Raw genomic sequence first — 18,266 nt, 5'->3', positions numbered from 1 at the left:
GCAGGGCGGCAAGCCGGGCAACCATGACAATTGCCGTGAGGACTCTCAGACCGTGTGGTCGCTTTCCAGCGCGCAGGGGCTGGCGGGGTCGGTCTCGACCTGGATGGTCGGGTGGCCGATGCCGAAATCGTGCGCGAGCCCGTCGGCCAGGGTGCGCAGGAAGGCGTCGCCGGGCTGGCCGCCGGGCATGACGAGGTGGGCGGTCAGTGCCGTCTCGGTCGTGCTCATCGGCCAGATGTGCAGGTCGTGGACGCGCATGACGCCCGGCTGTGCTTCCAGGAAGGCGCGGACGCGGGCGCCGTCGATGCCCTCCGGAACCCCCAGCATGCCCATGTGCAGGGCGTCACGCAGCAGGCCCCAGCTCGACCATGCGATGACGACGGTGATGACCAGCGAGGTCAGCGGATCGACCAGCGCCCACCCGGTCCAGGTGATGACGAGGCCGGCGATCACCACGCCCACCGAGACCAGCGCATCGGCCATCAGGTGAACGAAGGCCCCGCGCAAGTTGAGGTCGCCCTTGGCGCCCTTGGCGAACAGCAGCGCGGAGAGGCCGTTGACCGCGATGCCGAGCCCGGCGACCACCATCATCATCGTGCCGCCGACCGGCTCCGGCTCGGCGAGGCGGCGCACGGTCTCTACCAGGATGGCGCCGATCGGCCACCCACAGCAGCGCCGCATTGGCGATCGCGGCGAGGATGGAGGAGCTTTTCAGCCCATAAGTAAAGCGCTCCGAAGGCGGCCGCGCCGACAGCACCGCGGCGGCCCAGGCGAGGCCGAGCGAGAGCACGTCGGACAAGTTGTGCCCGGCGTCGGCCAGCAACGCCATCGAGCCGCTGACGAACCCGGCGGCCGCTTCAGCCACCACGAACACGAGGTTGAGCGACACCGCGATGGCGAAGGCCCGTCCCGGGTCGGCGGTAGCATGGCCGTGGGAATGCCCGTGCCCGTGCCCGTGCCCGTGGTCATGCGAATGCCCGTGATGGTGGTGGTGATGTCCGGCGCCCATGGTCGACGAGTGCCACGAGGCGATAACGCACTGCAAGACATGACGTAACATCACCTTCCGGCGGCCGGAGACGATGCTGCAGGTGCAGCATCGGGTTTCGCTCCTGCGTGACATTTTTGCCTCAGCGGAATAACTGAAACATGTCGCAACATTCTGACATAAAAAGATTTTTTTGAAATATTTGAGCTTATGTGACCGTAGTGTCACAAAATTTCGTCCAGATGAAAGGATTTGAACTGCCAACTGTCAGAAAGTTGTCATATGCCGATGCTCTTAGCAGCCGCAGCAAATGCGGCCGGGCTAAAGTTCGTCGCGCATTGTGACCACTCCAGTCTGACAAAGCTCAGGGGCATAAAATGAAACTCACCTCCCTCCTCTCCACGGCGACCAGCACGATCGCCGTCGGCGCCGCTTTCCTGGCGGTTCCCGCCTTTGCCCAGTCCACCGGTTCGGCTGACTTCGACAACACCATCATCGTCACCGGCACGCACATCGGCGAAGGTATCGCTGGCGTCCGTACGCCCGATTCGCCCAAGGCGAAGGTTGAGATCGGCCAGGAAATCATCGGTTCGCAGCGCGCGGGCCAGTCGGTCAACGAGATTATCAACCTGGTTCCGGGCGTCAGCTTCACCAACAACGATCCCTGGGGTTCGTCGGGCGGCTCGTTCACCATTCGCGGCTTCGATTCCAGCCGCATCTCGCAGACCTTCGACGGTATCCCGCTGAACGACTCGGGCAACTACGCGGTCTATTCGAACCAGCAGGTCGACGGTGAGATCATCGAGCGCGTCAACGTCAACCTCGGCTCCACTGACGTCGACAGCCCGACCGCTGCTGCCGTCGGCGGTACCGTCAACATCAACACCAAGGTTCCGGACGAGCAGTTCGGCGTCATGACCAGCACGTCCTACGGCGATATCGTGGCGAAGGATTCGGGCGGCGAAGACCGTTCGTACCAGCGCTTCTTCGCCAAGGTCGAGACCGGTGAACTGAATTCGAGCGGCACGCGCGCCTATTTCACCGGTTCGTTCGCCCGCAACGGAGCCACCTTTGCCAATTACGGCAAGGTCCAGAAGAAGCAGTTCAACACCAAGATCTATCAGCCGCTCGGCGACAATGGCGACTTCATCTCGATTGCCGGCCACTACAACGAGAACCGCAACAACTTCGGTGGTTCGCCGTTCACCGCCGGGGCTTTCTCGGGCGACAAGTCGACGCGCTTCTATGATATTACCGGCGGCTACCCCTGCACCGTCGCCGCAGCAACGCCCGGCGTCGCCGACGCGACCAACAGCTGCGGCACCTCGTTCGAGCGTCGCTACAACCCGTCGAACACCGGCAACGTGCGCCTTGCCTCGCTGTTCCACCTGACTGAAAAGCTGACCCTGTCGGTCGATGCGGCCTATCAGTATACCAAGGCCAACGGTGGCGGCACCACCGGTGCTTACGAGCGTGAATACACCGCGAACGGCTTCACCGGCACCGGTAACTACGGTGGCAGCTTCTACTTCGGCCGTGATCTTAACGGCGACGGCGATCTGCTCGATCGCGTGACCCTGCTGCAGCCGAGCCAGACCAAGACCAATCGCTACGTCGCGATCACCAACCTGGCTTACGAGATCAACGACACGAACCGCATTCGTCTGTCGTACTCGTTCGATCGCGCACATCACCGCCAGACCGGCGCAGCCGGCTTCCTGAAGGCCAACGGCGAGCCGTTCGACGTGTTCCCGATCAACGATCCGCTGACCGATGACGCGGGTAACGTCCTGCAGAAGCGCGATCGCAATTCCTACGCGACGCTTCACAAGGTCGCGGCGGAATACCTCGGCCGCTTCTTCGACGAAGCTCTGACGGTTCAGCTTGGCGTTGCCGCGCCGTTCTTCAAGCGCGACCTCAACCAGAACTGCTTCACCACCAGCACCGGCGGCAGCTCGGGCGCCTTCGTGAACTGCGTTCCGGCCGATCAGGCTGCAGCCTATGCCGCTGCAAACCCGTATGTCTACAACGCGACCACGGGCAAGGCGACCGGAGCTGCACTGCCGCAGTCGCGCAAGCTGAACTACGACAAGATCCTGCCCAATGTCGGCGCCACCTTCCGCATCACCCCGGAAGTCAGCATCGCGGGCAGCTACTCGAAGAACCTTTCGGTTCCGAGCACCGACACGCTGTACAACTCGTTCTACTTCCCGGCGAACGATCCCTCGTCGTACCGCACCCCGGAAACCTCGGACAGCTTCGACCTGAGCCTGCGTTACTCGACGCCGATGGTCCAGGCTGCGCTGACCGGCTGGTACTCGTCGTACAACAACCGCCTCGTCACCGCGTATGACATCGACGGCAATGCGACCGATACCAACCTGGGCAAGGTCAAGAAGTACGGCGTCGATGCCAGCGTCTCGGTCCGTCCGGTGCAGCCGCTGTCGCTCTATGCCTTCGGTTCGTGGATCAAATCGGAAATCCAGGACGACGTCGTCACCAGCGCCTGCTCGGCTACCAGCGACATCGGCCGCGCCGGCCTGTGCTACACGCAGGATGGCGTCAGCTACCTGCGCACCGCTGGCAAGCGTGAGCGTGCGGCTCCCGAATGGCTGTTCGGCGGCCGCGCGCAGCTCGACCTGGGTGACTTCCAGTTCGGCGCTCAGGCCAAGTACACCGGCTCGCGCTTCCTGAACGACATCAACGGCGAAATCCAGACCGTGAACACCGGGACCGACGCGGCTCCCGTCATGACCACGATCTATCCGGGTGCCAAGTTCAAGAGCTACACGGTGGTTGACCTCAACCTGCGCTATAAGCTGGAGAGCCTGGGCCTTGCCAAGAGCGAGATCCAGCTCAACGTGACGAACCTGTTCGACAAGTATTATGTCGGTTCGTTCAGTGGCGGTCTCGACACCCTGTCGAGCTCGACCAATGCGTTCGTGAACTTCGGTTCGCCGCGCGCGGTCAGCGCCACGCTGATCATGGGCTTCTGATCGAAGCGCATCCGGTAACGGAAACACGGGAAGGGGAGGGACCGCAAGGTTCCTCCCCTTTTCTTTTGCCCGCCGCACGCGTGGGCGACGCGGCGCGCGATGCGTTTTCCTACAGGCGGTACAGTGGGTTAGAAGCGGGGGATGGCATGGTCCGATCCTTCGAACGCAGTATGCGTCCAAAGCGCTTCGCGAACGGCCGGGGCCTGCGCGATGCCGTGCCGCAAGGTGACACTTACCCGCGACAAGGTGACACCTTCACCGCGCAAGGTGACACCTCTGGCCGCCAAGGTGACACTTTCGGGCCATAAGGTGACACATTCCGGGGCCAAGGTGACGCCTTTGTCCCCTGGACCGTGTAAACTGTGTAAACCCTGTCACCTTGCGCCGCCTCTTAGGGCGCGGCGGCTGCGTCTATTCGTAGACGCAGGACGCGTAGCCGCCGCGCTTTACCGTGCCGATGCGCGCGGCGATGGTGTTGCCGTAGCGGCGGGTGAAACCGGCGGGGTTCTTGACCGAGCGGGTCTTGGGGCTCGGCAGCGCGGCGGCCATGCGGCCCGCCTCGGCCGGGGTGAGGTGCGCGGCGGACTTGCCGAAGTAGCGCTGCGATCCGGCCTCGACGCCGTAGGTGCCGATCCCGGTCTCTGCCACGTTGAGGTAGACCTCCATGATCCGCCGCTTGTCCCACAGGTTCTCGATCAGGAAGGTGAACCAGACCTCGAAGCCCTTGCGCAGATAGCGCGTCCAGCCGTCGCCCTGCCACAGGAACACGTTCTTGGCGGTCTGCTGGCTGATCGTCGAGCCGCCCCGGATGCGGCCGCCCTTGGCGTTGCGCTCCATCGCCTTCTCGATCGCGTCGGTATCGAAGCCGTTGTGGGTGCAGAACTTGCCGTCCTCGGCCGCGACTACGGCGGAGACCATGTTGGGGTCGATGCGGCTGAGCGGCACCCAGTCCTTGGTGATGCCGTTGCCGTCCACCAGCATCGTCACCGTTACCGGCGGGGGGACGAAGCGGTACAGCACCGTCATCCCCACGCTGATGGCAATGAACCAGATGACGATCTTGGCAAGCAGACGCATGGACGCAGGGAGCCTCGGGAACCTTCGGGAAGAATCTCTCTAGTCGAAATGCCACGCCTTGCGCCAGCACCGGGACGCGCTACGCCCCGCCGATGAATGTATTCGCAATATAGACCTTTCATTTGCAGTGTGGACAAACCTCCCGGATAGATCGGCGTATAAGACGAACGGGAGAACAGGCGCATGGCGGCATCCTTCGGCGTGGGGTGGAGGCAGGTCGCGGTCGGCTTCATGCTGCTGGCAGCGGCGGGCATGATCGCGGCGACGTACTCGATCGTCGCGGTGCCGCTGGCGCGGGAGTTTCGGCCGAGTCGCACCGTTCTGATGCTGGCGATGACGGTCCTGTCCGGGACCAGCGCGGTGCTGGCACCGCTGCTGGGCGCGCTGATGGACCGTTTCGCGCTGCGCCGCCTGATGGTGATCGGCGGGCTGTGCCTCGCTGCCGGCTATGTGGGGATCTCGCTGGCGAGTTCGTTCGCGCAAGTGCTGCTGATCTTCGCGCTGCTGATCGCCCCGGCCAACGTGCTCATCGGGCCGGTGGCGGTCACGGTGCTGCTTTCGCGCTGGTTCGAGAAGAAGCGGGGCAGGGCGGTGGGCATCGCGATTGCCGGGATTTCGGCAGGGGGATTCGTGTTCCCGCTCGTCATCTCGGGGCTGATGGCGGCATTCGAATGGCGGATCGCCCTGCGGGCGCTGGCGGCGGTGCTGCTGGTCTGGACGATCCCGATGGCGTTGCTGGTGGTGGATCGCCCTTCCGACCGGGGCCTCAATCCTGATGGCGCCGACGAACCGCCGCTCCAGTCCCGGGCGGAACTGGCCAGGAAGCCGATTTCCGCGCGCGAAATCCTGACCGACCCGGCGTTCTGGATGATCGCGCTGACCGTCTCGATCGTGACGGCGGGGATGAAGGGCATGATCACCAACCTGGCGCCGCTGGCGATCGATACGGGGGCTACGGCGGCGCAGGCGGCGCCGCTGATCTCGCTATATTCCGCGTGCAGTTTCGTCGCGAAACTGACCTTCGCGGCGCTTGCCGACAGGGTGGGGCCGCGCGTGCTGATGTTCTGCGGCCTGGGCGGCTTCGCGGCGGGAATGGCCTGCCTGACGCAGGCGCATGCCGGCTACGAGGTCATCGCGATCGGCGTGGCGGTGACCGGGCTGCTCGGCGGGCTGATGGTGCCGGCGGAAAGCTATCTGGCCCCGCGCATCTTCGGCCAGCGGGGCGTCGGCCGGGCGATGGGGCTGCTGTCCGGTGCGATCCTGCTGGCGATGCTGGCGACGCCGCCGCTCTACGGGCTGATCTACGACCTGACGGGGAGCTACACCGGCATGTTCTGGACATTCGCCGCCATTGCCGTGGCGGCGTTGTTCTGGGTGCCAATGCTGCGGCTGCATCCGCGGGCGGAGACATGACAGCGACCGTAACTTGTTCCCTCGGCCCGGCTATGGTCATTTCCGGGTCCGGAAGAATGAGGAACCAGAGACATGGCCAAGCTCGAAATCCTGCTCACGCCGCGCCAGTACGACCCCGACTTGTGCATGCTGCGCAAGGTCGTCGTGCTGGATCGCAAGCCGCAGCTCTCCGAAGTGGTGCTTCGGACCGAATACGGCAATGCGGTCAAGCTCTTCATCGACCACAAGACGCTCTATACCATCGCGATCGATTGCGGGGCCGGGCCCTGGCGTATACCGGACGCGGGTTTCCCCGAGGTTCCGGGCGCTAGGGTGCTGGAGTTCGGCGGCAACTACAACGACCTGTGCATGCATCTCGAGCGCATCGAACTGAGTGCCGGACTGCTCGAGGTGGCTGTGCGCAAGCTCTCTTTCCACAGGCCCGGTGAAAAGGGTTCGGACTTCATGCTGGGCGAGAAGCAGGATCTCATCCGCCTCATCTTCACCGTTTCCGAGGCGTTGCGCTTCTGGACGATCCAGCGCGACGTCTCCGGGCTTCTCAAGGAGCCGGCCAAGTCCATCTGGATCAACGATTATGCCGGCAATGACAAGCCGCTGAACAGCTGGGGCACGTGGTCCGAACGTTTCAACTGGCCCGACAAGGGGGTCTTCGTGCCTAAGGTGCTCGAGCCGTCCTGACATGGAAAAGCGGCCGGACTTTCGTCCGGCCGCCTCTCGTTCCGCGCTATCGCCGGGTCAGGCCGGCAGCAGGCGCTTTTCACCGGCGATACGGTTCATCGCCTTCTGCAGCTTCTCGAAGGCGCGCACTTCGATCTGGCGCACGCGCTCGCGGCTGACCGAGTAGACCTGGCTCAGTTCCTCCAGCGTCTTGGGATCGTCGGTGAGGCGGCGCTCCGTCAGGATGTCGCGCTCGCGCTCGTTGAGCGAACCCATGGCCTCGACCAGCATGTCGTGGCGTACCGAGGCTTCCTCGGCGTCCGCGACGGTCTCGTCCTGCAGCGGGCGTTCATCCTGGAGGATGTCCATCCACTGGCCTTCGCCTTCCTCGCGCAGGGAGACGTTCAGCGAGGCATCGCCGCCCATCATCATGCGGCGGTTCATGTTGACCACCTCGGTCTGCGAGACGCCCAGCGTCGTCGCGATCTTGGCGACGTCATCGGGGTGCAGGTCGGTGTCCTCGTAGGCGTCGAGGTTCTTCTTCATGCGGCGCAGGTTGAAGAACAGCTTCTTCTGCGCGGCAGTCGTGCCCATCTTCACGAGGCTCCACGAACGCAGGATGTATTCCTGGATCGAGGCCTTGATCCACCACATCGCATAGGTGGCAAGGCGGAAGCCGCGTTCGGGCTCGAACTTCTTGACGCCCTGCATCAGGCCGATGTTGCCTTCGGAAATCAGCTCGGACACGGGGAGGCCGTAGCCGCGATAGCCCATGGCGATCTTGGAAACGAGTCGCAGGTGGCTGGTGACGAGCTGCGCCGCAGCTTCCGGATCCTGATGTTCCGAATAGCGCTTCGCCAGCATGTATTCCTGCTCAGGAGCCAGGATCGGGAACTTGCGGATCTCCGACAGGTAGCGGTTGAGGCTTTGCTCACCGCCCAAGGCCGGGACACTCGGCAGGTTTCGATTATTGCTCACGATCATCCGTCCTTTCTAGGTCGGTACACGGTCTAGGACCCTTCATAGGCGTCTTAGCTTGTGTCCACCTCTATACGTTAGCATGGATTTGCGATTTCAGTGTCGCAGTTCGTCGATCAGTGTCCGCATGTCGTCGGGCAGCGAGCTGGCGAAATGGACCCTTTCTTGTGAAACGGGGTGAACGAACCCGAGTTCCGCAGCGTGGAGCGCCTGGCGGGAAAAACCGAGTCGGGAGAGAATCGGTCGAAGCGGAGAAGGAGTTCGCCCATAGACAGGGTCTCCCAATAGCGCATGACCGATTGACGCCATGTGAACACGGACCTGATGGGTTCGTCCCGTTTCCAGCCTGCATTCGACGAGAGTGGCGCCGCGCAGCGCCTCCAGCGTGCGGAAATGGGTGACCGCGTGCTTGCCGCGCCCGTCCTCCACCAGCGCCATCTTCTTGCGATCATGCGACGAGCGGGCGATCGCGCCGCGCACGGTTCCGGCCACCGGCACCGGCCTGCCGCCGACGACGGCGTGATAGGCGCGTTCGATCGAGTGGTCGGCGAACTGGGCGGCCAGCCCTTCGTGCGCCTTGTCGGTCTTGGCGACGACGAGGAGCCCCGAGGTGTCCTTGTCGATGCGATGGACGATGCCAGGCCGGGCGACTCCGCCGATGCCCGAAAGCTGGCCCCGGCAGTGGTGCAGCAGGGCGTTCACCAGAGTCCCGTCGAGGTTTCCCGCCGCGGGATGGACGACGAGGCCGGCAGGCTTGTCGACGATGATGAGGTGTTCGTCCTCATGGACGACCACCAGCGGAATATCTTGCGCCACAGCCTCCGCAGGCGCAGCCTCGGGCACGTCGATGGCGAAGGGCGTCCCTGCATCGACCTTCAGCGAAGCCTGCGCGATCGGCTTTCCTGCCAGCGATACGCGGCCTTCGCCCATCAGCGCCTTGATGCGCTCGCGCGAAAGGCCGCTGACTTCGGCCAGCGCCTTGTCGATTCGGCCGCCGCTGGCGACTTCGCCCTGGATGATATTTGTAAGCGCCCCCATTGCCTGTAGGATTTGGGGATGATCGTCGAACTGACAAGTGGTGTTCTTGCAACATTGCATGAAGAAGCGCGCCGGGCTGCTCCCGAGGAATGCTGCGGGTTGTTGTTCGGGCGCGGTGGATGGATCGACGAGGTGCGTGCTGCCGCGAATGTCGCGGAAAACCGCCGGGTTCATTTCGAGATCGACCCCGGAGCGCTGCTGGCGGCGCACAAGGCGGCGCGGGCGGGTGGGCCGCAGGTGATCGGTTACTATCACTCTCATCCTACGGGGATTTGCGTGCCTTCGGCGACCGATCGGCAACATTCCACCGGGGATTCGCGCATCTGGGCGATCATCGCGGAGAGCGAGGTTGCTTTCTGGCGCGATAACGCCAATGGATTCGAGGCCCTGCCGTTCCGCATCGTCGAATAGGGGGCCGCGTCAGAAGTACGAAAGAGCAGTCCAAGCCCATGACCACGAGTTCGATCGAACTTGCCAGCCTCCTGTGTTCGCGCCTTTGCCACGACATGCTCAGCCCGGTTGGTGCGCTGACCAACGGCCTCGAACTGCTGGCGGACGAGAAAGACCCGGAGATGCGTCAGCGCTGCTTCGAACTTCTCGACCAGAGCGCGCGGATTTCCACCGACAAGCTCAAGTTCTTCCGCCTCGCTTTCGGCGCTGCCGGTGGCTTCGGCGATATGGTCGCGGTGAGCGAGGCGAAGGTGCTCGTCGATGCGCTGGTGGCGAACAATCCGCGCATCACGCTGGCCTGGGCACTGCCGAGCGATTCGCTGCCGAAGGCGGCGATCAAGACGCTGCTGAACTTCGCTTTGATCGGGCTTGAGGCACTGCCGCGCGGCGGTACGCTGGAAATCGCGGCCGAATTCCGCGACAACCACAGTGAACTGGTCGTGCGTGCGGCCGGCCCTCGCATCGCCTTCGACCGCTCGGTCGGCGCGGCGCTGGAAGGCACGCTGCCCGAAGGCGAACTGTCGAGCCGGACGGCTCCGGCGGCGATGCTCCACCAGCTTGCCGTCGAGTTGAAGGGGCAATTGCAGTACGTGTTGGCCGAAGACGCGCTGGTGCTCGGCGCGATGCTGCCGAGGGCCTGACGGGAGGGCGCAACGCGATGAACCGCTGGCTCGTCAATCGCACTGTCGCCTCCCCCAACTGGAACGAGCGCAAGCTGCCGGTCAGCATGGTCGTGCTGCACTACACCGGCATGAAATCCGCCGATGAAGCGCTGGCGCGCATGTGCGATCCGGCGGCGGAAGTCTCCGCGCACTACATGATCGACGAGGAGGGCACGGTCACCTCGCTCGTGCCCGAGGACAAGCGGGCCTGGCATGCGGGCCGCTCTTACTGGCGCGGCGTCACCGACGTGAACTCCGCCAGCATCGGTATCGAACTGTGCAATCCCGGCCACGAATGGGGCTACCGTCCGTTCCCCGAACCGCAGATGGACGCGCTGCTGCCGTTGCTCGCCGATATCATGGACCGGCACGACATTCCCCGCGCGAACGTCGTGGCGCATTCTGACATCGCTCCCGCCCGCAAGCAGGATCCTGGGGAATACTTCGACTGGAACCGCCTTGGCGAACTCGGTCTCGCGCTCGAGATTCCCAAGGCGAAGATGAACCTGTTCTACGACAATCCCGGTGCCTTCTACCTGGCGCTGGAGCGGTTCGGCTATGACATCACCGATGGGCGCGCCGCCGTCACCGCCTTCCAACGCCGCTGGCGGCCGATCTTCATGGACGGCGAGATCGATGGAGAAATCGGTGGCATCCTGTTCGAACTGCTGTTGGAACGCGACATCGGCCGTGCTAGGTGACCGCCCGCGCCGGGGAGCCGGGCAGCCGCGTCCTTCGACAAGCTCAGGATGAGCGAGGAGAAGGCCGAGGAAAGTCCGGGCTCCACGAAACAAGGGTGGCAGGTAACGCCTGCCGGGCGAGGGCGGTTTTCAGACCGCTCGAAGCTTAGGGAAAGTGCCACAGAGAGCAGACCGCCGATGTTTCCTTCTCTTTCGGGAGATCGGAAGCAGGTAAGGGTGAAAGGGTGCGGTAAGAGCGCACCGCGCTGCCGGTAACGGTAAGCGGCTTGGCAAACCCCACCCGGAGCAAGACCGAATAGGGGCTGCGTGCCGGCGCTCGCGAAAGCGGGGGGATCGGCGGGTTCGTTTCGAACCCAGGCAGCCCGGGTTGGTCGCTTGAGCGAGGCAGCGATGTCTCGCCTAGAGGAATGGCTGCCGCCGCGGCGTAAGGTCCCTCTTTGGGGAGACCACGCCAGGAACAGAACCCGGCTTACAGGCTCCCCGGCGCAATCGGACGAATTTCAGGCGGCTTCGCTGCAGGCGGTCGCGGAGTCGCTGGCGGTGAGGAACCAGCGTTCGGTGCCTTCGAGGCCGATGGCGGTGAGTGTGCCGTGGAGGTAGGCGCCGGTGTCGATGCCGATGCGGTTGGTGCAGATCTCGGGCTCGGGCGTGATCGTGTGGCCGTGGACGACGAAGGCGCCGAAATCGCCGCGATGGCTGAGAAACGGCTCGCGGATCCAGCGACAGTCCCGCCCCAGCTGGTGCGCCAGCGGTGTGTCAGGCCGCACCCCGGCATGGACGAAGAGATAGTCGCCGATCTGCACCATCTTCTTGAACCCGTCGAGGAAGTCGAAGTCCTCCTGGGGGATCGCGGCGTTCATCGCGTGCTGGAGATCCTCGATCTCGGCCGAGAGCACGGTTTCGCTGTCGACGCCGTAGGACAGGATCGTTTCGACCCCGCCGAACTTGAGGAAGCCGCGCATCGCCTCGGCATCCTCGCGCGCGACAAGCAGCATTTCCTCGTGGTTGCCCTGGATGAATTCGACCTCGCGCTCACGGCCCCACTGGCGGGCCCGCGCCACGACCGCTGCGCTGTCGTCGCCGCGATCGATGAGGTCGCCCAGCAGCACGACGGTGGTACGCGCCCTGCCGCGCGCCGCGTCGTCCTGCTCTATGGCACGGATCAGGTTCTCGAAAAGGTCGGCCCGGCCGTGGATGTCGCCCACGGCATAGACCCGTTCTCCGAAGGGGATCGAGGGGGCTCGCCGTGGTTCGGCCCGGCCCAGAATTTTACGAATGGTGCTCAGCATTTATTGCGCTGCGGTATAAACCGCCCCTCCGTCGCGCACAACCCGTTGCGATTACGGATGCCGTGCGTGGCAAAAAGTCCACACATCGTTTCCTGAATGTTGCTGAATTGAAATTTTCCTTGTGCCGTTCTTGGCTGCAGTGCAGCAATCTTGTGCCGCCGCGATCGGGATCCGTTGAAGAGATCCCATGCAGCGGACGCAGGTGGGACGAGGCATCAAGACAATAATTGTGAGGGAAACATCATGCTCTTGTCCGTCCGCGGCGCCATCGCCGCCACTCTTCTTGCGGGCACCGCGATCTCGGCTGCGCCGGCATTTGCGCAGGACGCCGAAGCACCCAAGGAGATCACGATCACCGGCAGCGCGGCCCTGACCAGCGACTATCGTTTTCGCGGCGTCTCGCAGTCCGGCGGCGACATTGCCATCCAGGGCGGCATTACCGCCTCGCACGCCAGCGGCTTCTACGTGGGCACCTGGAGTTCCTCGCTCGACAACGGCAGCCTCTACGGCAGCACCGAGGTCGATCTCTTCGGCGGCTGGACCGGCCAGGTTTCGTCGGGCCTGACGCTCGACGCGGGCCTGCTGTACTACGCCTATCCGAACGGCACTGGCGGCGCTTCCGAGTTCTTCGAACCCTACGCGTCGATCTCCGGCCAGGTGGGCCCGGCGAAGCTCAAGGTGGGCGGCAACTACGCCTGGAAGCAGAAGGCGCTGCCGAGCTACACTTCGAGCAAGGACGACAACATCTATCTCTACAGCAACGTCGATATCGCCATTCCCAATACGCCGCTGACGGTGTCGGGTCACATCGGCTACACCGATGGCGTGCTGTCGCCGTGCTATTATTGCGATCCGGTCGTCGCGGGCGACAAGACCAACTGGGACTGGTCGATCGGCGCTTCGGCGACGGTCTATGGCCCGCTTTCGGTCAGCCTGTCCTACGTCGGCGTGACGGGCCCGAGCGTGGACAGCTACACCGACGACACGGTCGTGGCGACGCTTACCGCCTCGTTCTGATCGCGAGGCGACCGCGTTACAGACGCATAGCAGGAGGGGAGCCCGCCCGGGATATCCGGGCGGGTTTTCTCATTTCAGGTAGAAGTCGATCGTCGTGACGACCCGCACCTTCTTGTAGGGGGTATCGGATTGGCCCCAGCCGCCGCCCGAATCGCCGTCACGCGCCTCGATCGAGAAATAGCCCTGCGCCGCGTTCTTGATCGCGCCGACTTCCGCTCCGCTATCCTTGGCGAACTGTTCGGCGGCGGCGCGCGCGTCCCTGGTGGCGGCGGCGACCATGCGCGGCTTGAGGTCGTTGAGCCGGGTGAAGGTATAGGCCATTCCCGAGCCTTCCTCGAGGATCACGCCCCGGCGCACGAGGTCGAACTGGCGGCGCACCGCGTTCTCGGCGCGCTTGATGTCGGTGGTGCGCAGGCTCACCCGCTGGCGCACGGTGAAGCTTACAATGCCGTTGTCCTTGGTCTGGTTGACGTTGACCCCGGTGGGTTGCAGCGCATCGGCCGGAAAGCCCAGTTCGCGGAAGAAGGCGGCGATCTGGGCGGTGTCGCGATCGACACTGGCCTGCGCCGTCGCGAGATCGGGGGCGGTCGCCGAATAGCTGATCGTCCAGGTCGCGAGGTCGGCGGTGACGTCCTGCTCGGCGAGGCCCTTGACGGTGACTGCACGATCGGCCCGTTGTGCGCGCTTGAGCCCGTCGCCCAGCGCGAAACCGCCGAGGATCAGGCCGACCGCGATGATCGTCGAACTGGCGAGCCAGCGGCCCGTCGTGCCTTTCAGGCCTCGCACGGTCTTGCGCGCCTCTTCACCCGAACTATCTTCGCTCATCGCACTCTCCCCGGATTGTCGCCCGTCTTTGCCGGACGGCGCCTGTATCCGCGATGAATTGTTCAATACCGTAGATGAATCGAAAAAGGCTTTTCCATGACCCGCTACCTTCACACCATGATCCGCGTGACCGATCCGGACGCGACGATCCGCTTCTTTGAACTGATCGGTGTAAAGGAGACCCGCCGGTTCTCGAGCGAGCAGGGGCGCTTCACGCTGATCTATCTGGCCGCGCCGGGGCAGGAGGAAGCCGAGGTCGAGCTGACATATAACTGGCCCGCCGAGGACGGCTCTGCCGAAGTCTATGGCGGGGGCCGCAATTTCGGGCACCTGGCGTTCCAGGTCGCGGATATCTACGAGACCTGCCAGCGGCTGCAGGATGCGGGAGTGACCATCAACCGTCCGCCTCGCGACGGGCACATGGCCTTCGTGCTGACGCCGGACGGGATTTCGATCGAACTGCTGCAGGACGGCCGCCTCGATCCCGCCGAGCCCTGGGCCAGCATGCCGAACGTGGGAAACTGGTAAATCGAAAACCCTGTCTGGTTAACTTTGTGAAACGGCATGTCTTCGCGTTTGCGAACTGCTGACACCCACCCTTAAGCTGGGCTCGTGCCGGATCGGGGGGCTGATCCTGCACGGCTCATCTGCCGGGGGAAAAGGTGCAAGCATCCACTGCGTTGACCGGCATCGTCGCGTGCCTGCAGGGGCTGGAGCATGAACTCCTGCTCTTCGTCGGCTTCTGGTTCGTCATCGGCGCGCTTGACGAATTCGCGATCGATGCGTGCTGGATCGTCCTGCGCCTGACCGGACGGGCGCGCGACGGCTTCATCGGCGATGCGGACGCGCAGGCGCCATTGTCCGGGCGTGCCGCCGTGATGATCGCCGCATGGTCGGAGGCGGAGGTCATCGGTCCTACCGTCAGACATGCGCTTGCTGCCTGGCGCCAGCAGGATTTCACGCTCTATCTGGGCTGTTACGGCAACGATCCCGCGACGGTCGAGGCCGCGGTCGAGGCCGCTGGCAGTGACGGCCGGGTCCGGTTGGTCATCGGCGAGATGGCGGGGCCGACGACCAAGGCCGACTGCCTCAATCGCATCTACGAGGCCTTGTGCGCCGATGAGCAGCGACAGGGGCGTCGCTATCGCTCGGTCATCATCCACGATGCCGAGGACATGGTGCATCCGGCGGCGCTCGCGGTCATGGACGCGGGACTGGCGAGGGCGGACTTCGTGCAACTGCCGGTCTTGCCGGAACTGCAGCCGCAATCGCCCTGGGTGGCGGCACACTATGCGGACGAATTCGTCGAATCGCATGGCAAGGCGATGGTCGTGCGCGACGCGCTTGGCGCGGCGATCCCGGCGGCAGGGGTCGGCTGCGGCTTTTCGCGCGGGATGATCGCCCGGATCGCCCGGCGGCGCGGCGACGAAGGAGCCCATGGCGGCCCCTTCGCTGCGGAATGCCTGACCGAGGATTACGAACTCGGGCTGCTGGTGCGGCGCGAGGGCGGCCGCTCGCGGTTCCTGCGGGTACGCGACGAAGCTGGCCGTCTGGTCGCGACACGCGCCTATTTTCCGGCGCGGCTGTCGGATGCGGTGCGCCAGAAGTCGCGCTGGGTCCATGGCATCGCCTTCCAGGGTTGGGACCGGCTGGGCTGGACCCGCGGTTTCGCCGATACCTGGATGGCGCTGCGCGACCGGCGCGGTCCGTTGACGGCGGTGGTGCTGGCCTGCGGTTATGCGCTGCTCGCCATCGAGGCGCTGCTGTGGATCCTTGCCGGGCAGGAGCGGTCGGTCGTGCCCGACGGTCTGCGCGTATTGCTGGCGATCTGCCTGGCGGGCTTCGTATGGCGCGCTGCCATGCGATTCGTGTTCACCGCGCGCGAATATGGCGTGATCGAGGGGCTGGGCGCGATCGCGCGCATTTTGACCGGGAATCTCGTCGCGATCCTGGCCGGCCGGCGGGCGCTTGCGGGCTACCTCAAGGTCTTGCGCGGCGGCGGCGTGCATTGGGAGAAGACCCTGCACCACGGCCATCCCGCGCTGCCGGATCACCGTCAGGCCGATCCACAGGAAGCATTGGCGGCATGACGGCGGCGCGGATTTCCCGGGGGCACCCGCTGTTCGCCCTGCTGGCGGTCCTTGGCGGCTGGGTCGGTGGCCGAGCCGCGACCTGGGAGCCGGTAATGCCGGTGGCGGAGGTGGCGGCTGCCTCGGTGACAGGGACCGGCAGTGCGCCTCAATCCCTGCCGGGCTTCGCGCCGGAATATGGGCCCGCACCGTCGATGGCTTATCCGGGAGCAGCGCCTATCGGTTATATGGTCCCGCAAGCTCTTCCCCCGGTCGTCCGGTATGTTCTTGGGGCCCCGGCCGAAGTCCGTGCGCCGGGGATGGAGGTGCCGGGAGGGACATCGCTGCCGCCACATCTGCGCACGGACTTCGCCGGGCTGGAGCCGCTGCCGAGGTTCTATGCACCTGAAGTCCCGGGTATTGGCGCGGCGCCCGTGCAAGGCGCGCCCGTGCAGCCGGCCCCCTTGCGTCCACGCCGCTGGACGATGGACGCCTGGGCCCTGCTGCGCCGCGACGGGGCGACCGGTTCCGCATCCGCCGGCGTGCTCCCCGCCAGCTATGGTGCAAGCCAGGCGGGAGCGGTCCTGCGTTATCGGCTTGCCATGGCGAGTCGCCATCGACCGATGCTCTACTTGCGCACGACCTCCACGACCGGGACGATACAGGAAAGCACGGCGGCGGCGGGTCTTGCGGCGAGACCCTTCGCGGCCGTGCCGATCGTCGCGGCGCTGGAGGGGCGGTTGACGGACCAGTCCGGGCAGCGCCGGGTGCAGGGCGCGGCGATGGCGATCACCGAACTCGCGCCTTTCGCCCTGCCGGCGGGCTTTCGCGGCGAGGCCTATGCGCAGGCGGGCTATGTTGCCAGCCGTTTTGCGACGCCGTTCGCCGATGGCCAGTTTCGTGCCGATCGCGGGCTCGTCAGGCTGGGCCGGGTCGACGCGCGCTTCGGTGCCGGGCTGTGGGGCGGGGCGCAAAAGGGCGCGGCACGCTTCGACGCCGGGCCGACCGCGTCGATCGCGCTGCCGCTGGGACGCGGCATGAACGGGCGCGTCGCCGTCGACTGGCGCTTTCGTCTGGCCGGGGATGCGGTGCCCGGTTCCGGCCCGGCGCTGACGCTTTCCGCAGGATTCTGAAACGGCGCTTTTCCGGAAGGCCATGCTGCGGTAGCGAGGAGGCAGCATGGACGTCTATCTCCCCATCGCCAACCTTTCGGTCAACGGGCTCATCATCGTCGGGCTGGGCGCGCTGACCGGTGTGCTTTCGGGCATGTTCGGGGTCGGCGGCGGGTTCCTGACGACGCCGCTTATGATCTTTTACGGCATTCCCCCGACGGTCGCCGCCGCCTCGGCCGCGAGCCAGGTGACCGGCGCCAGCGTCTCGGGCGTCTTCGCGCATACCCGGCGGGGCGGCGTGGACTACCAGATGGGCGCGGTGATGGTGGCGGGCGGCATCATCGGCACCGGGCTCGGCTCGCTGCTGTTCAACCTGCTGGAGCGGCTGGGGCAGATCGATACCGTCATCAACATCCTCTACGTCGTGCTGCTCGGCTCGATCGGCGGGCTGATGGCGAAGGAGAGCATCCAGTCGATCCGCGCCGAGCGCAGCGGCATTCCGCTCGCGGCGCGCAAGCGGCGGCATCATCCGATGGTCGCCAGCCTGCCGATGCGCTGGCGCTTCTACCGCTCGGGCCTCTACATCTCGCCGCTGGCGCCGCTGCTGCTGGGGATCGGCACGGGCATCCTGACGATGCTGATGGGGATCGGCGGCGGCTTCGTGCTGGTGCCGGCGATGCTCTACATCCTGGGCATGAGCGCCAACGTGGTGGTGGGAACCTCGCTGTTCCAGATCCTGTTCGTGACGATGGCGACGACGATGATGCACGCGCTGACGACGCATGCGGTGGATATCGTGCTGGCCTCGCTGCTGCTGCTGGGCTCGGTCTCGGGCGCGCAGGTGGGCGCGCAGTTCGCCCAGAAGGCAAGCCCGGTGAAGCTGCGTCTGGTGCTGGCGGTGATCGTGCTGCTGGTGGCGGGGCGCATGGCGCTGGGGCTGGGTTACCGCCCGGACGAGATCTACACGGTGTCGCCGCTGTGATCGGCAGCGTTT

The 18,266-nt window shown here is 65.1% G+C and carries 16 protein-coding genes, 1 other RNA gene and 1 pseudogene; 12 read left to right on the top strand and 6 right to left on the bottom strand.

Features of this window, described 5'->3' with window-relative positions; genetic code table 11:
• Positions 1 to 45: 45 nt before the first annotated feature.
• Positions 46 to 1,009: pseudogene (locus V2S85_RS06280) on the bottom strand (cation diffusion facilitator family transporter).
• A gap of 356 nt (positions 1,010 to 1,365) precedes the next feature.
• Between V2S85_RS06280 and V2S85_RS06275 the strand changes: the two are divergent.
• Positions 1,366 to 3,984 carry a TonB-dependent receptor gene (locus V2S85_RS06275; RefSeq protein ID WP_330702006.1) on the top strand — a complete coding sequence of 873 codons (2,619 nt, stop codon included), beginning with the start codon at positions 1,366 to 1,368 and terminating at the stop codon, positions 3,982 to 3,984.
• A 411-nt stretch (positions 3,985 to 4,395) separates the two neighbouring features.
• Here the strand turns inward: V2S85_RS06275 and mtgA are convergent, their stop codons facing one another.
• The gene (gene mtgA / locus V2S85_RS06270; protein ID WP_330702005.1) at positions 4,396 to 5,061 is read right to left on the bottom strand and encodes a monofunctional biosynthetic peptidoglycan transglycosylase; all 666 of its coding nucleotides are present in this window, start codon (positions 5,059 to 5,061) and stop codon (positions 4,396 to 4,398) included.
• A 183-nt stretch (positions 5,062 to 5,244) separates the two neighbouring features.
• On the opposite strand from mtgA, the gene V2S85_RS06265 reads away from it, so the two are divergent.
• Together V2S85_RS06265 and V2S85_RS06260 are read left to right on the top strand one after the other, a co-directional pair.
• Positions 5,245 to 6,474, top strand: a complete 1,230-nt coding sequence (locus V2S85_RS06265; RefSeq protein WP_330702004.1) for an MFS transporter — start codon at positions 5,245 to 5,247, stop codon at positions 6,472 to 6,474.
• A 72-nt stretch (positions 6,475 to 6,546) separates the two neighbouring features.
• Positions 6,547 to 7,152, top strand: coding sequence for a ribosome-inactivating family protein (locus V2S85_RS06260; protein ID WP_330702003.1), 606 nt, complete (start codon positions 6,547 to 6,549; stop codon positions 7,150 to 7,152).
• A 57-nt stretch (positions 7,153 to 7,209) separates the two neighbouring features.
• Here the strand turns inward: V2S85_RS06260 and rpoH are convergent, their stop codons facing one another.
• Positions 7,210 to 8,115, bottom strand: coding sequence for an RNA polymerase sigma factor RpoH (rpoH, locus tag V2S85_RS06255; protein WP_330702002.1), 906 nt, complete (start codon positions 8,113 to 8,115; stop codon positions 7,210 to 7,212).
• A 90-nt stretch (positions 8,116 to 8,205) separates the two neighbouring features.
• Positions 8,206 to 9,147, bottom strand: a complete 942-nt coding sequence (locus V2S85_RS06250) for an RluA family pseudouridine synthase (RefSeq protein WP_330702001.1) — start codon at positions 9,145 to 9,147, stop codon at positions 8,206 to 8,208.
• A gap of 18 nt (positions 9,148 to 9,165) precedes the next feature.
• Here V2S85_RS06250 and V2S85_RS06245 point away from each other — a divergent pair, with 18 nt between their 5' ends.
• The 4 genes from V2S85_RS06245 (at position 9,166) to rnpB (ending at position 11,448) form a co-directional block, all read left to right on the top strand.
• Entirely contained in the window at positions 9,166 to 9,558 is a 393-nt protein-coding gene (locus V2S85_RS06245) for a M67 family metallopeptidase (protein ID WP_330702000.1), read from the top strand.
• A 38-nt stretch (positions 9,559 to 9,596) separates the two neighbouring features.
• Positions 9,597 to 10,238 carry a histidine phosphotransferase family protein gene (locus V2S85_RS06240; protein ID WP_330701999.1) on the top strand — a complete coding sequence of 214 codons (642 nt, stop codon included), beginning with the start codon at positions 9,597 to 9,599 and terminating at the stop codon, positions 10,236 to 10,238.
• 17 nt (positions 10,239 to 10,255) lie between these two features.
• The gene (locus tag V2S85_RS06235; RefSeq protein WP_330701998.1) at positions 10,256 to 10,960 is read left to right on the top strand and encodes an N-acetylmuramoyl-L-alanine amidase; all 705 of its coding nucleotides are present in this window, start codon (positions 10,256 to 10,258) and stop codon (positions 10,958 to 10,960) included.
• Between the two features lie 9 nt (positions 10,961 to 10,969).
• Positions 10,970 to 11,448, top strand: an RNA gene (gene rnpB / locus V2S85_RS06230) — RNase P RNA component class A.
• 12 nt (positions 11,449 to 11,460) lie between these two features.
• Here the strand turns inward: rnpB and V2S85_RS06225 are convergent.
• The gene (locus tag V2S85_RS06225) at positions 11,461 to 12,249 is read right to left on the bottom strand and encodes a metallophosphoesterase (protein ID WP_330701997.1); all 789 of its coding nucleotides are present in this window, start codon (positions 12,247 to 12,249) and stop codon (positions 11,461 to 11,463) included.
• A gap of 243 nt (positions 12,250 to 12,492) precedes the next feature.
• Here V2S85_RS06225 and V2S85_RS06220 point away from each other — a divergent pair, with 243 nt between their 5' ends.
• Complete coding sequence (locus V2S85_RS06220; RefSeq protein WP_330701996.1) at positions 12,493 to 13,266, top strand: TorF family putative porin; 774 nt, start codon at positions 12,493 to 12,495, stop codon at positions 13,264 to 13,266.
• Positions 13,267 to 13,335: 69 nt separating this feature from the next.
• Here the strand turns inward: V2S85_RS06220 and V2S85_RS06215 are convergent, their stop codons facing one another.
• Complete coding sequence (locus V2S85_RS06215; RefSeq protein ID WP_330701995.1) at positions 13,336 to 14,091, bottom strand: SIMPL domain-containing protein; 756 nt, start codon at positions 14,089 to 14,091, stop codon at positions 13,336 to 13,338.
• A 96-nt stretch (positions 14,092 to 14,187) separates the two neighbouring features.
• Between V2S85_RS06215 and V2S85_RS06210 the strand changes: the two genes are divergently transcribed.
• The 4 genes from V2S85_RS06210 to V2S85_RS06195 all read left to right on the top strand — a co-directional run bounded on the left by V2S85_RS06210 (position 14,188) and on the right by V2S85_RS06195 (position 18,254).
• Positions 14,188 to 14,619, top strand: coding sequence for a VOC family protein (locus V2S85_RS06210; protein WP_330701994.1), 432 nt, complete (start codon positions 14,188 to 14,190; stop codon positions 14,617 to 14,619).
• Positions 14,620 to 14,753: 134 nt separating this feature from the next.
• Positions 14,754 to 16,181, top strand: a complete 1,428-nt coding sequence (locus V2S85_RS06205) for a glycosyl transferase family protein (RefSeq protein WP_330701993.1) — start codon at positions 14,754 to 14,756, stop codon at positions 16,179 to 16,181.
• A gap of 428 nt (positions 16,182 to 16,609) precedes the next feature.
• Positions 16,610 to 17,293, top strand: coding sequence for a hypothetical protein (locus tag V2S85_RS06200; protein ID WP_330701992.1), 684 nt, complete (start codon positions 16,610 to 16,612; stop codon positions 17,291 to 17,293).
• A gap of 46 nt (positions 17,294 to 17,339) precedes the next feature.
• Entirely contained in the window at positions 17,340 to 18,254 is a 915-nt protein-coding gene (locus V2S85_RS06195; RefSeq protein ID WP_330701991.1) for a sulfite exporter TauE/SafE family protein, read from the top strand.
• Positions 18,255 to 18,266 lie beyond the last annotated feature (12 nt).

The organism is Novosphingobium resinovorum (assembly GCF_036352595.1).
Taxonomy (GTDB): Bacteria; Pseudomonadota; Alphaproteobacteria; order Sphingomonadales; family Sphingomonadaceae; genus Novosphingobium; species Novosphingobium resinovorum_B.
The sequence above is the reverse complement of the archived record's forward strand: the minus strand, read 5'-3'. Positions and strand labels throughout refer to the sequence as shown.

Excerpts from the sequence above, each read along its gene's own strand:
- V2S85_RS06195 (WP_330701991.1), top strand. The coding sequence starts at position 17,340 with ATGGACGTCTATCTCCCCATCGCCAACCTTTCGGTCAACGGGCTCATC.
- V2S85_RS06260 (WP_330702003.1), top strand. The coding sequence starts at position 6,547 with ATGGCCAAGCTCGAAATCCTGCTCACGCCGCGCCAGTACGACCCCGAC.
- V2S85_RS06240 (WP_330701999.1), top strand. The coding sequence starts at position 9,597 with ATGACCACGAGTTCGATCGAACTTGCCAGCCTCCTGTGTTCGCGCCTT.
- V2S85_RS06220 (WP_330701996.1), top strand. The coding sequence starts at position 12,493 with ATGCTCTTGTCCGTCCGCGGCGCCATCGCCGCCACTCTTCTTGCGGGC.
- V2S85_RS06235 (WP_330701998.1), top strand. The coding sequence starts at position 10,256 with ATGAACCGCTGGCTCGTCAATCGCACTGTCGCCTCCCCCAACTGGAAC.
- V2S85_RS06245 (WP_330702000.1), top strand. The coding sequence starts at position 9,166 with ATGATCGTCGAACTGACAAGTGGTGTTCTTGCAACATTGCATGAAGAA.
- V2S85_RS06275 (WP_330702006.1), top strand. The coding sequence starts at position 1,366 with ATGAAACTCACCTCCCTCCTCTCCACGGCGACCAGCACGATCGCCGTC.
- V2S85_RS06265 (WP_330702004.1), top strand. The coding sequence starts at position 5,245 with ATGGCGGCATCCTTCGGCGTGGGGTGGAGGCAGGTCGCGGTCGGCTTC.
- V2S85_RS06225 (WP_330701997.1), bottom strand. The coding sequence starts at position 12,249 with ATGCTGAGCACCATTCGTAAAATTCTGGGCCGGGCCGAACCACGGCGA.
- V2S85_RS06210 (WP_330701994.1), top strand. The coding sequence starts at position 14,188 with ATGACCCGCTACCTTCACACCATGATCCGCGTGACCGATCCGGACGCG.
- rpoH (WP_330702002.1), bottom strand. The coding sequence starts at position 8,115 with ATGATCGTGAGCAATAATCGAAACCTGCCGAGTGTCCCGGCCTTGGGC.
- V2S85_RS06215 (WP_330701995.1), bottom strand. The coding sequence starts at position 14,091 with ATGAGCGAAGATAGTTCGGGTGAAGAGGCGCGCAAGACCGTGCGAGGC.
- mtgA (WP_330702005.1), bottom strand. The coding sequence starts at position 5,061 with ATGCGTCTGCTTGCCAAGATCGTCATCTGGTTCATTGCCATCAGCGTG.
- V2S85_RS06250 (WP_330702001.1), bottom strand. The coding sequence starts at position 9,147 with ATGGGGGCGCTTACAAATATCATCCAGGGCGAAGTCGCCAGCGGCGGC.